The organism is Serratia sp. HNCC26DJ244 (assembly GCF_057180565.1).
This window is the reverse complement of record NZ_JBXUGO010000002.1, coordinates 1-12,830: the sequence shown is the minus strand read 5'-3', so window position 1 is coordinate 12,830 and position 12,830 is coordinate 1. Positions and strand designations below refer to the sequence as shown.

Below are 12,830 nucleotides of genomic sequence, written 5' to 3'. Positions count from 1 at the left end.
GTATTACTGCCCATCGCTTCATAATATCCTCCGGTAGTGTAATAGCGAGTGAGTTCTAACGCATAAACAGTGCCCAGCTTCAGAGAAACGGTAACCCGCATCATCTCATCCCAGCGGCTTTCGATTTTAGAAAGGTCAATACAACCCCGCTCCAGTTCGTCCAACGCCCATCATTAGCCCTCAAACCCCGATATGCCATAAAAAATATTTTCCTTTGAGTGCATCCAAATCGCTGACCTGAACGTCTGTATTAGAGACATTCAATGTACATAAGGAAATAATGATGAAAATTCGTGTTATTCCGGCCATGCTCGGCCTCTTGGCATTTTCTGCACTGGCTTCCGACATCTCAACAAGGGAAACAGCATTAGGCCAGGTTTACACCGACAGCAAAGGTATGACTCTTTACGTTTTCGACAAAGACAAAGCAGACCAATCTGATTGCTATGAGGACTGTGCCAAAGCCTGGCCTCCTCTCCTAGTCAACGACGAGAGCACGCAGCTGAGCGGTTTGGGGAAAATTACGCGTAAAGATGGCAAGCAGCAATGGACATTAAATCATCGTCCACTTTATCTCTGGAATAAAGATCAGCAAGCTGGAGACATTACCGGGTCAGGTGTCAAAAACATCTGGTCTCTTGCTCGGGCAGATCAGGCCCCGGTTAAAGTTTATACCACTGATTCTGGAAAAATTCTGACTAATAAAGAGAGTCTGTCGCTCTATACTTTTTCTAAAGATAGCAAGAATGTGTCGTCATGTTATGACGATTGTGCAAAGAAATGGCCACCGTTGACCGCGCAAAAAGCAGATGTTGGCAGCGGTGAGCTTAGTGTCATCGCCCGTAAAGACGGAACTTACCAGTGGGCCTATCAAGGTTCGCCTCTCTATACGTGGGTCAAAGATACACAACCAGGCGATGTCACTGGTGATAAAGTGAAGAATGTCTGGCATCTAATTCATCTCTAATTACGGAGTCATCGTGGTCACAGCAAATGAAGAACTGCAGGTGCTATTTGCTCGGGTAAAACTCCGGGATAGAACAGCATTTGAAAAGTTGTATCGGCAAACCAACCGCAAACTATACGGGTTGCTGATGAAGATTGTTGCTGACCGCGATATTGCAGCGGAATTATTGCAAGAGGGTTACCTGAAAATCTGGTTTATCGCTGAACAGGGGCCAGTAATATCCCCTTGGGCATGGATGTGTCAGTTGATGCGCAATCTGGCGATTGACCACGTTCGACAGCATGGCCGTCTTCACCCACGCTTTGAAGAAACAGATATCTTACCAGAAGCACAGGGAGACAATGAAACGGATGCTGCCGATGACATTTCCCTGTTAAACCGCTGTTTTTTCTCTTTGGATCAGGAAAAAAGGCAAGCCATTAAGTTGGCTTATATTCATGGTTATTCTCATGAAGAAATTGTTGCGCGCTTGGTGCATCCGCTAGGCACAATAAAATCATGGATCCGCAGAGGTCTCCAGGAGTTGAAGCAATGTATAGACGCTTGACTCCCGCTCGCTATAGCAACCCGGCGATACGGGAACATCTGGTCAGTCAGTATCTGCTTGGTACCTTGTCGCTGAAAACGAGAAGACGCTTCGAATCTTTGATAGCAAATGACATAACCTGGTATGAGCTCGTTATACAGTGGCATTCACGTCTTAGTGGGTTGGAACCAATGACATCTGAGAAACCCCCGGCGTGGGTATGGGGAAATATTAATGCCACGTTAGGTAAGCAGGAAAAAGGGTACTTGTGGGGGAAATGGTGGGGTAAAAGAATATCAACATTTTCTCTAGCTTGCGCGGCATTGCTATTCCTGTTATCTGGCTCAATGTTGTTTATGCCCGAGCCTCAAATAGCCACTCCTAGCTATATCGCAGCGATGTCATCAGCAGAAAAAAGGGATTTTTTCGTGCTTATGGCTTTCAAGGGAGATAAGCCTGGAAAATCAAGTATGCGCTTGAAATGGAATGCCCGCCATCATCTGTCCGATGCCAATATGGAAACGGCTATGTTATGGGCAAAAGATAAAGATACGGGGCAACTGACCTTATTAGGGCGCTTTATTCAATTACAAGACTCTCAGACTAAATTACTGACACCAAATGAATGGAATGCTGTAAAAAACAGCAGTGAAGTTCTTATTACGGCCAATAAAAACCCGCAAAGCGAGATATTGTTCAAAGGTGTTTGTATTGAACTATCTGTATCACCCACATAAAAAAGAGCTTATTTTTATGAAAATTAAAAAGTTAATCATTGCAACTGCGACTATTATGGCGTCATTTTCCACCTATGCTGGCGGGCAATTCCTCGACACTAGCATTGCCCATCAGCCTAAAGACGGAGTGGTGCGTTTGTATGGGCCTGGCGGCCCTCATACCGCGTTAATAAAAGCAGCTGCCAGCTTTGAAAAAAAGACCGGGCAACACGTTGAAGTCATTTACGGACCAGAAAAGAAATGGTCAAAAGACGCTCAACAACGTGCCGACATTATTTTCAGTGCATCAGAGCAATCTATGACAGCTTATCTTGAGAACTATCCCTTTGTCTCCAGCAAAGATGTGATACCTATATTCATTCACCCAGCGGTGATTGCGGTTGCCAAAGGTAACCCAAAAAACATCAAAAGTTTTGAGGATCTCATTAACCAGCCGATGAAAATCGTCGTTACTGAAGGCAAGGGAACCTACAATACGTCAGGCACTGGGCTGTGGGAAGATATTGCGGGTCGTCTGGGTAAACTGGATGATATCAAGAAGGTACGTAAAAATATCGTTGCTTTTGAACAAGGGAGTGGTGCTGCGTTTAAATCTTTCCAAGACTTGAAGGCTGATGCCTGGATCACTTGGAGTGACTGGCCAATAGCTAATGCTGATAAAATGGATATGGTAACCATTGAGCCAGAAAGAAGGATCTACCGTGACTTCAACATAGCTATTTCACCCAATGCCGATGCTGGAGCAGCGCAGTTTGCCACTTATCTGGAAACAACAGAAGGTACTCAATTTTTTAAAGACGAAGGCTGGTTAAAATAAGATAACCACCCAATAATTAATAGCACGTATATACCCGTGATACTTCAAGTTGCTTGAAATACTTGCTGAGTCCGAGATACCCGGGATAATCGCACTGAGGGGCTATGATGGGATACTTCCCTGTATCCCACCCTGCGGGCCGACCGGTGTCGTTCAAATTTGCTCCTGGCAAATTTGTCGGCGGCTCACGCCGCTACGACCCCTTCAGCACGCTTTCCCTAATAACAGGCTTGGTCAAGCACCTTCAAGTTAATTGGGTATATACTCGTCATACTTGAAGTTAGATGTCTGTTGGCTTTACATGGGCAGTGCTGACATCCTCCCCCCGGGTCCTCCCTGCCCAGCTCCCTGTATGGATGAGTTTTTTTGTATAAAACAGGCGCATACTGCACAAAACGCAACCACAGGTGGTCAGGATGAAACGTGCAGTTTTCGCTACTCTTTTTCTGCCAGCAATGGCACTTGCCTCATGGACTGCGGCCGATTTCCCTGCTTTTACGCCTGCAGGTAGCGGTCAATGGATTAGCCAGCAATCACTCCCCAAAGGGACACGCCCCTTAACAATCCATTTTGACCAACAGTGTTGGCAACCTGCCGCCGCCATTAAGCTCAATCAGAGCTTACCACTTGAATCCTGCCACGACGCCACACCGCAGTGGCACATTTTCCGTGATGGCCACTACCAGCTCAAAATAGACACCCAAGCCAGTACGCCGACACTGGTGTTGAGTGTCGCCAGCGAGGACAACGCGACACCACAAGTCTTGGCCCGTCAGTGCCCACGTTGGGACGGTAAACCGTTAACCATCGAGGTGGGCCATACCTTTGCTCAGGGCAGCCATGTCCGGGAATTTTACAGTGGGCAAATCGCTCAGGTACAAAATGGGAAAATTACGCTGCAACCGGCAGCCGACAGCAATGGTCTGCTGCTACTTGAGCAGGCTGACACCGCCAGCCCTGCCCCCTTTAACTGGCATAATGCCACGATATACTTCGTGCTAACTGATCGCTACGTCAACGGCAACTCGGACAACGACAACAGCTATGGTCGCCATAAAGATGGCATGCAAGAAATTGCCACCTTCCATGGTGGCGATCTACAGGGTCTTGCCAGTAAGCTCGATTATTTACAACAGTTGGGTGTTAATGCGCTGTGGATCAGCTCACCACTTGAGCAAATTCACGGCTGGATAGGAGGTGGCAGTCAGGGAGATTTCCCTCATTACGCTTATCATGGGTATTACCCCATGGACTGGACGCGTCTTGACGCCAATATGGGCAGTGAGACTGATCTGCGCAACCTGGTGGATGAAGCACACAAACGTGGCATCCGTATTCTGTTTGATGTGGTGATGAACCATACTGGCTATGCCACCCTTGCGGATATGCAGCAATATCAGTTCGGTGCACTCTATCTGCAAGGTGACGAGCTGAAAAAAACCTTAGGTATACACTGGAATGACTGGAAGCCAGGCACAGGACAAACCTGGCACAGCTTTAATGATTACATTAATTTCAATGATCCACATGCCTGGCAAAAATGGTGGGGAAGCGCGTGGGTTCGTGCCGATATTGGCGATTACGACAGGCCTGGCTTCGATGACTTGACGATGTCCGTTTCCTTTTTACCCGACCTGAAAACGGAATCTACTGAGCCTTCCGGCCTGCCCGTGTTTTATCAGCACAAACACGATAGCCAGGCTGCAACCATTGCCGGGTATACGCCACGCGATTATTTGATTCACTGGCTTAGCCGATGGGTACGGGAATACGGTATTGATGGTTTCCGTATCGATACCGCGAAACATGTGGAGCTGGCTGCGTGGCAGCAACTGAAAAACCAAGCCAGCAGCGCGCTGGCAGTATGGAAACGCGATAACCCAGGAAAATCGCCAGACTCTGGAAACTTCTGGATGACAGGTGAGGCTTGGGGACATGGGGTGATGGAAAGCAAATACTATCATGCTGGCTTTGACGCGATGATTAACTTTGATTATCAGGATCAGGCCGCAAAAGCCGTCGACTGCTTGGCGGATATTGATGATACCTGGCAGACCATGGCAGACAAACTCCAGCAGTTCAATGTGCTGAGTTACCTTTCCTCTCACGATACCCGCCTTTTTCGCGAGGGTGGGAGCGCAGCCGCAGAACTACTGTTACTGGCACCCGGTGCGGTGCAAATTTTTTATGGTGATGAATCAGCCCGCCCCTTTGGCCCCACTGGCTCCGATCCTCTGCAAGGCACACGCTCAGAGATGAACTGGCAGGATGTTGGCGGTAACGCCGCCGCCAATGTAGCGCACTGGCAGAAACTGGGTCAATTCCGTGCCCGCCATCCGGCGATTGGCATGGGTAAACAAACCACCGTGACACTCTCCCAAGGTTATGGCTTTGTGCGTGAGTGGGGTAATGACAAGGTGATGGTGGTGTGGGCCGGGAAACCGTGACTTGGGTTGTTGCTAACAACGACTTCAAGGCGATAAAAGCCAATGTAGCCGCTTATAAGCACCAGTTATTGTCGCGGTTTATCCCCGCTGGCGCGGGGAATACTGTCTCAGGCTCTGGCAAACGATCTGGTTTTCCAACGTCACGAAAGTATTACCAGAGCAGGAAGTGACAGTAACAATGACCTCTTCAGGTAAATATCTTGACCGTGATGTCATATTGGAAAGTATGGAACCCCAAGATTTCGGTAAATTAGTCGAACCATTGATCGGACCTGCCGCTAACGCCGTGGTTGGTCTGTACCAGGCGCTATGGCAAGCACCCGGCAATACTATCTCCCCCGCCACCAGCGCACAGCAGTTACTGAACATCATTCCGAGAAATGTCGAAAGATGGCTGACTGAGACACTGAGCTGCAAGGTGTGTACATCCAGCACGATGAAGATGGCTGGAGCCGAACCAACGGGTTGGGAGGCCAAAAATCTGCCCCCACATGCTCTTGATAAAGCAGAACAACGCTTGTTTTACAATATCAGTGAGCGTAAATTTTTAGCATTCGCCAGTGGTGTCAGTAGGCATAAAGCCCTTTAGCCGCTAGATCACTTGAAAAGCCCCCCAGATACCGTCTGAAATGGGCAAGGCAGGGAACGAAAATCAACATTCATTCCTGTTGCCCTAGGTTTTGACGGTGACATATTTAACATCAGGTCAGAAAATGGAGTATGAGTATGCTAAACCCCTTGATGTGCATAATAGTATTACTACCCATCGCTTTTTCCGAGCATGTATTTGCGGGCAATAATTATAATACCGCAGATGATCTTATTGCTCACTTTTATCAAAAGGGAAGTAACAAAGATTACCCTTGGCATAAAAAAGTAAATAATCCAGACGAAACTGACGCACTGGATTATTCCATTTGCTATAACAAATTGGTTAGCCAACAACCGCCACAATATCTTATTGTCATGTGCCCTGATGTCAGTGAAATAGCATATGACAATGCGCCGCTCCCCACTGATTACTATGTTCTTGCAAAAACCGCGCAGGGATTCTCTCTGCTGGCGACCGAACAGGAGAGTGGAGGTCAATTTCAAGACGTTATTACTATAGGGCAAGGGAAATGGGCAATACACGAATCAATGAGTGCAATGAATCAGGGTTATGGACAAACTCATGATTCGCTGAATATTGTTGTCAAAGATAAATTTATCCCGGTTGTACAATGGACGTCATGGATGGATAACACCGGGGCGATCGACCCAGATGATCAAGACGCTAAAAATCAGGCAGAAAGCATGGAAAACAAAATCTCGGTCGCGGATGGGCAGCAGAATGCCGATTTTTACCCTTTAGTGATTCATTCCACCGGGTTTCATGGCAGTGAGAAATTTGACAAAAAGTATACCATTAACTTTTCTATGGACGCCGGTAAATACCTAGTCCCGGATGAATTGAACGGTGGTTACTAAATGTTTTCATGCCCAATCGGATTTGGTGGTGCCTTACATTACTGCGATCCTCAACCAATGTCTTTTGAAGAGTACTTCGCCACTCTCACCTGAAATGGATGAAGCACAAAAGCTTATTAATTTTGGTATCGGTCTGGGCTCTTTACGCTTACACAGTAGTTATCTCGACTCATCCCAACTCGACTATGAAAGCCGGAAAGTCGTTTCACTGAGCTCGTCATGCCTGCTGGCCACTACGTTTACGTCAAGATTAACATTAGCGAAACTGCTTGGACGTGATATGTTTTTTAAACCGGTCCCTTATGTTGATCAAAGCGACTCTATGGCAGGTCGCTTCGAACAAATTTATGGAAATTAGGGGGTTAACGGACTTAAATCCGTCATAAAGCTTCAGGCAGCCAGAGAAGAAGCCGCGTGCGGAACTGGATTACACCATTACATTGGCACTAACACTATGAAACCACGTATTTTTATAGACGGTGAGGCAGGAACTACAGGTTTGCAGATACACTCTCAGCTCAGCAACCGTGATGACATTGAGTTGCTTGAGCTGCCCCGTGCAGAACGCAAGGATCCGCAGAAACGTAGCCAGGCGCTTAACGAATGTGACATTGCGATTCTATGCCTGCCTGACGATGCAGCACGTGAATCCGTGTCATTGGTTAAAAATCCTCGGGTGCGAATTCTGGATGCAAGCTCGGCTCATCGTTCTACCCCTGGTTGGGTTTACGGTCTGCCAGAACTGACCTCCGGCCAGGCGGCGTTGATTGCGGAGGCCAACAGAGTCACTAACCCCGGCTGCTATCCTACAGGGGCTATTGCTTTGCTGCGTCCTCTTACTGAACGGGGCATGGTTCCACGTGATTACCCTGTTAATGTACATGCCATTTCCGGCTATTCCGGTTCCGGACGTTCATTGATTGAAGCCTATGAAGATCCAAACCATCCCGAGCCGATCAGCGCGGCTTTTCGTGGATATGGTTTGAGTCTGAAGCATAAGCACGTTCCGGAAATGCAACAACAGGCATTATTAACCTATCCCCCCTTATTCACGCCTTCTTACGGAAAATACCGGCAAGGAATAGTCCTGTATGTGCCTCTGCATGTAAGACTTTTGCAGGCCGGTATCAGCGCGAAACAGATCCATGACTGCCTGTCTGAATTTTATTCAGATGCTAAGCACATCAATGTTATTCCCGTGGAACAGACTGCAAAGGTGACGCAGTTAGACCCAGAATATTTGAATGGCACAAATTCTCTCGATATTTATGTGTTCGCCAATGAAGAGGCCGGACAAATTCTTTTGGCAGCGGTGTTCGATAACCTCGGAAAAGGAGCCTCCCGCGCTGCAATACAGAATTTAAATATCATGTTAAATAATGTAAGCCAGTAAACGCAGCACCAATCCCCCTCTCGTTTTTTTACGGAGGGGAATTGATGAAATAGCAGCTTTGGAGAGACTGTTCGGCAACCATCCAGATCCAGCGTCCCGCTTGGATTAACGCCCAACGTTTGAAAATTAAAGCCTGATTTATTAGGGGCGGCCAAACCATCACAATATTGCCTTGCTCCACCAGCCCTTCACTCTGTTGCGTAACATCAATAAACAGAACCATCACCACCCTCGCGGATAGCATTTGCTGCCAACATTGCACAGACGCGCACAAGTACACAAAACAGTGAATAGCGCGTTTAGGTAAAGGCTTTGATATCACCACTCTGCATAATATGTGGCGGTTTTATCTGACATTTCCTATTCAGGAGACAGTGTCTCTCGAATTAAGTTGGTCGCATTATAACCAGCTCAGCAAAGTTGACAATCACGCTGCCCGCACCTGGTATATGCAAGAGGCCATCAGCCAGAACTGGAGCGCGCGTTAGCCGGCATCAGTGCGAAACAGATCCATGACTGCCTGTCTGAATTTTATTCAGACGCTAAGCACATCAATGTTATTCCAGTGGAACAGGCTGCAAAGGTGACACAGCTAGAGCCAGAATATTTGAATGGCACAAATTCTCTCGATATTTATGTGTTCGCCAATGAAGAGGCCGGAAAATTCTTTTGGCGGCGGTGTTCGATAACCTCGGAAAAGGAGCCTCCCGCGCTGCAATACAGAATTTAAATATCATGTTAAATAATGTAAGCCAGTAAACACAGCACCAATTCCCCTCTCGTTTTTTTACGGAGGGGAATTGATGAAATATCAGCTTTTGAGAGACTGATCGGCAACCATCTAGATCCACTGCCCACCTTCGATTAACCCCAACGTTTGAAAATTAAAGCCAGATTCTGATCTTGACCCGCCATCTCCAGACAGCTTTTGTATCTTAAGTTAACGATGCCTCGACTGCCTTTGGCGGTAAAACCATTCACTTATTGGCAGCTTTTAAACAACTTCAGCAGCAATTGTATTACTAATTTAAGAGCGGACTCTGCTAACGATTAACCCATTAATTTACCAACTCACAGACATCATTTAACAAGCTAGAAACCAAGCCTATCTCACGGTGGATACCATACAGGTACAAACCTACTGGCAAATTGGCCAGCACATTATTTAATTTGAACAGCAAGGTGAACACCGCGCCCAATATGGCAGCAAACTACTCACGCAATTGTCAGAACAACTGACCGCTGAGTTTGGTAAAGGCTTTGATGCTAAATAGCTGCGCCTAATTGTGCTACATCTTGCATCAGGCCTTGCTACGCTTAGGTTTGCTCTTTTCCGGTCAAGAGAACCAGCCACCATACGGCTTCACCGGCTGCTGCTGATCACTGGACAAACATCACCCGAAATCGACAACTGGAGCGGTATTAGGCGCAGTTATTTAGAAACCTGCGTTACATGCGCAGTTTTTATCAAACCTTTCCAATTCGGAACGCGCTGAGCCCCAAATTAAGCTGGACACACTACCGCAGGCTGTTGCGGGTAGAAGGTGACAGCGCCCGCCAGTGGTAAATGCACGAATCCGCCGAGCAAAACTGGAGCTCACGCGCATTAGATTGGCAAATAGGCACGCTATACTACCAACGCCTTTTAGTTAGCCAAAACAAGCAAGCGGTAACAGATGAAGCCAGCCAACATTTGGCCGAAAATCACGGCGCTAATTGAAGAAACACCCCCACGTGCGTGGGGAAGACAGCGTCGTCGTGCTGGTACTTAAGTTCTGTGTAGAAACACCCCCACGTGCGTGGGGAAGACCGGTGCTGAAGGTTTTGCCAAGGGCAACGCTGGGAAACACCCCCACGTGCGTGGGGAAGACACACAAAAAACGCAATTAAATCTGGCATATCAAGAAACACCCCCACGTGCGTGGGGAAGACCTCTGCTACTTTCTCGAAGCCATTCGATGCCAGGAAACACCCCCACGTGCGTGGGGAAGACACACCACACCAGCGGATATCTGCAAGCTGATGAGAAACACCCCCACGTGCGTGGGGAAGACGGGGTGATTACCAAGTCCGCTCACCTCAAGGTAGAAACACCCCCACGTGCGTGGGGAAGACAGCAAGACGCAATCGAATCTCAGGCTAACACTGGAAACACCCCCACGTGCGTGGGGAAGACGGTTTCTTTGTTTGGGTTGAACGTGAACCAGAGGAAACACCCCCACGTGCGTGGGGAAGACACAATCAGTAATCTGAGCAGCAAACTGGCTGGAGAAACACCCCCACGTGCGTGGGGAAGACCAAACTTCTCCACGCTCCTGAGAACAGCGACGGGAAACACCCCCACGTGCGTGGGGAAGACTTTCCCCGGCGGACCCGACGCCGACTTGGACTGGAAACACCCCCACGTGCGTGGGGAAGACTCGCAGAGATCAGCGACATGGAAAAGCAGGACAGAAACACCCCCACGTGCGTGGGGAAGACTCATTAACGCTAGTAGAGTACAATGATGACATGGAAACACCCCCACGTGCGTGGGGAAGACGGCAGCTTAACAACAGGCGTTACGCAAATCTGAGAAACACCCCCACGTGCGTGGGGAAGACTTGGAGATTGAGAGATGAAGGTAAAGGAAGTTAGAAACACCCCCACGTGCGTGGGGAAGACACTCCGCCGATACGCTTTCGCGCCCTCGACTGAGAAACACCCCCACGTGCGTGGGGAAGACAGCATCAGTTACGCCCTTTTTGGCCCCCATCCGGAAACACCCCCACGTGCGTGGGGAAGACAAAAGCGCGACAACTACCGGAAAGCCGATTTTGGAAACACCCCCACGTGCGTGGGGAAGACCTGAAAAGTATGAGTTCAAAGCGCCGGAAGGCGGAAACACCCCCACGTGCGTGGGGAAGACGCTTCCGTATTGCCACACAAGCAGCGGTATCTAGAAACACCCCCACGTGCGTGGGGAAGACCGTGAACGACGGCGCAGCCGGGAATGTTGCGTAGAAACACCCCCACGTGCGTGGGGAAGACCAATCTGCTGCTCGAACTTGATGCGGTTTTGCGGAAACACCCCCACGTGCGTGGGGAAGACTTCAGGACAAAAGAAGTAATCCGCGATGTGTTGGAAACACCCCCACGTGCGTGGGGAAGACTACCCAAAACCGGATCGCTTGGGTTTATGTATAGAAACACCCCCACGTGCGTGGGGAAGACACACTGCATGGCCGCGCCGCCGCTATAACCTCGGAAACACCCCCACGTGCGTGGGGAAGACGCTCGGATTGCATTTGAGACAATCCCATCGACGGAAACACCCCCACGTGCGTGGGGAAGACTGAAGCGTGAACGGCTGGAACTGGATCAGTATAGAAACACCCCCACGTGCGTGGGGAAGACTTTGATCGTCGGTCTTTCCTAAATAGGTGCCGGGAAACACCCCCACGTGCGTGGGGAAGACCACTCACCACAACTGAAACGGCTTTATCTCCGGGAAACACCCCCACGTGCGTGGGGAAGACAACCCGCCGCCCTGTTTACAAAACGCGACCCCAGAAACACCCCCACGTGCGTGGGGAAGACAAATACGTGTCTGAAATTTTCAGCGTGCCAATGGAAACACCCCCACGTGCGTGGGGAAGACATTTTATCCCGGTGATGAAAGTCGCCAATAAACGAAACACCCCCACGTGCGTGGGGAAGACGCGTGCAGATTGAAGTTGTCAATGCAAAATCGGGAAACACCCCCACGTGCGTGGGGAAGACGTCTTGAGGCCGGGGAGGAGATCGGACGGCTGAGAAACACCCCCACGTGCGTGGGGAAGACTATCGTATTTTTATACTCTCTCTATTTTGTTTAGAAACACCCCCACGTGCGTGGGGAAGACTAAACGAGGAAAACCGCAAGGAGCGCCGCCGCAGAAACACCCCCACGTGCGTGGGGAAGACGCAACCTTTGTTATTGATGAATGCCATAGTTTGGAAACACCCCCACGTGCGTGGGGAAGACGGGCCTTTATAAATAAACCAAGAGCCATCGTAAGAAACACCCCCACGTGCGTGGGGAAGACCACAACACTGAAGACGATAGAGCGTCGAAAGTGGAAACACCCCCACGTGCGTGGGGAAGACAGATTCATTTCACAGAACCTCTTGACAAAGTAAGAAACACCCCCACGTGCGTGGGGAAGACCAACTCCGCGATAAAAGATGCCGACCAACCCAAGAAACACCCCCACGTGCGTGGGGAAGACGGTCAACTCTTCATGTATAACCCTGACTACATCGAAACACCCCCACGTGCGTGGGGAAGACAAGCACTCTACAGGCTAAATCTGAAGGTAAAGGGAAACACCCCCACGTGCGTGGGGAAGACCTACACTGACAGATATAAAACCTGTGCAGCCTGGAAACACCCCCACGTGCGTGGGGAAGACGATAAAGAGCCTAGCTTTACATCCCCATTCTTAGAAACAC

General features: G+C 49.1%; 10 protein-coding genes, 1 pseudogene and 1 CRISPR repeat array. Of the genes and pseudogenes, 10 read left to right on the top strand and 1 reads right to left on the bottom strand.

Annotation, left to right across the window (positions count from 1 at the left end; translation table 11 throughout):
- Positions 1-44: 44 nt before the first annotated feature.
- Positions 45-167 (bottom strand): annotated as a pseudogene (locus tag AC2A06_RS01680) (Tn3 family transposase); the annotation flags it as partial.
- Between the two features lie 116 nt (positions 168-283).
- Here AC2A06_RS01680 and AC2A06_RS01675 point away from each other — a divergent pair.
- The 10 genes from AC2A06_RS01675 (at position 284) to AC2A06_RS01630 (ending at position 9,924) form a co-directional block, all read left to right on the top strand.
- Complete coding sequence (locus AC2A06_RS01675; RefSeq protein WP_484379145.1) at positions 284-967, top strand: hypothetical protein; 684 nt, start codon at positions 284-286, stop codon at positions 965-967.
- A 13-nt stretch (positions 968-980) separates the two neighbouring features.
- Positions 981-1,514, top strand: coding sequence for a sigma-70 family RNA polymerase sigma factor (locus AC2A06_RS01670; protein WP_484379144.1), 534 nt, complete (start codon positions 981-983; stop codon positions 1,512-1,514).
- Positions 1,515-1,684: 170 nt separating this feature from the next.
- Complete coding sequence (locus AC2A06_RS01665) at positions 1,685-2,230, top strand: hypothetical protein (RefSeq protein ID WP_484379143.1); 546 nt, start codon at positions 1,685-1,687, stop codon at positions 2,228-2,230.
- On the top strand, positions 2,205-3,047 hold the full coding sequence (locus AC2A06_RS01660) for a substrate-binding domain-containing protein (RefSeq protein ID WP_484379142.1): 843 nt from the start codon (positions 2,205-2,207) through the stop codon (positions 3,045-3,047). The genes AC2A06_RS01665 and AC2A06_RS01660 overlap by 26 nt, the downstream gene beginning before the upstream one ends.
- 416 nt (positions 3,048-3,463) lie before the next feature.
- Complete coding sequence (locus AC2A06_RS01655; RefSeq protein ID WP_484379141.1) at positions 3,464-5,494, top strand: alpha-amylase; 2,031 nt, start codon at positions 3,464-3,466, stop codon at positions 5,492-5,494.
- Positions 5,495-5,660: 166 nt separating this feature from the next.
- Positions 5,661-6,083 (top strand): hypothetical protein, encoded by a 423-nt coding sequence (locus tag AC2A06_RS01650; protein WP_484379140.1) that lies wholly within the window; start codon positions 5,661-5,663, stop codon positions 6,081-6,083.
- Positions 6,084-6,220: 137 nt separating this feature from the next.
- On the top strand, positions 6,221-6,964 hold the full coding sequence (locus tag AC2A06_RS01645) for a hypothetical protein (RefSeq protein WP_484379139.1): 744 nt from the start codon (positions 6,221-6,223) through the stop codon (positions 6,962-6,964).
- A 454-nt stretch (positions 6,965-7,418) separates the two neighbouring features.
- Positions 7,419-8,357 carry an N-acetyl-gamma-glutamyl-phosphate reductase gene (argC, locus tag AC2A06_RS01640; RefSeq protein WP_484379138.1) on the top strand — a complete coding sequence of 313 codons (939 nt, stop codon included), beginning with the start codon at positions 7,419-7,421 and terminating at the stop codon, positions 8,355-8,357.
- 290 nt (positions 8,358-8,647) lie between these two features.
- A complete protein-coding gene (locus tag AC2A06_RS01635; protein WP_484379308.1) occupies positions 8,648-8,845 on the top strand; it encodes a DUF1016 N-terminal domain-containing protein in 198 nt (65 codons plus the stop codon).
- A gap of 956 nt (positions 8,846-9,801) precedes the next feature.
- Positions 9,802-9,924, top strand: coding sequence for a hypothetical protein (locus AC2A06_RS01630; RefSeq protein WP_484379307.1), 123 nt, complete (start codon positions 9,802-9,804; stop codon positions 9,922-9,924).
- 154 nt (positions 9,925-10,078) lie between these two features.
- A CRISPR array of direct repeats spans positions 10,079-12,790; the repeat unit is 28 nt; unit sequence GAAACACCCCCACGTGCGTGGGGAAGAC.
- Positions 12,791-12,830: the final 40 nt, after the last annotated feature.

Excerpts from the sequence above, each read along its gene's own strand:
- AC2A06_RS01655 (WP_484379141.1), top strand. The coding sequence starts at position 3,464 with ATGAAACGTGCAGTTTTCGCTACTCTTTTTCTGCCAGCAATGGCACTT.
- AC2A06_RS01645 (WP_484379139.1), top strand. The coding sequence starts at position 6,221 with ATGCTAAACCCCTTGATGTGCATAATAGTATTACTACCCATCGCTTTT.
- argC (WP_484379138.1), top strand. The coding sequence starts at position 7,419 with ATGAAACCACGTATTTTTATAGACGGTGAGGCAGGAACTACAGGTTTG.
- AC2A06_RS01665 (WP_484379143.1), top strand. The coding sequence starts at position 1,685 with ATGACATCTGAGAAACCCCCGGCGTGGGTATGGGGAAATATTAATGCC.
- AC2A06_RS01675 (WP_484379145.1), top strand. The coding sequence starts at position 284 with ATGAAAATTCGTGTTATTCCGGCCATGCTCGGCCTCTTGGCATTTTCT.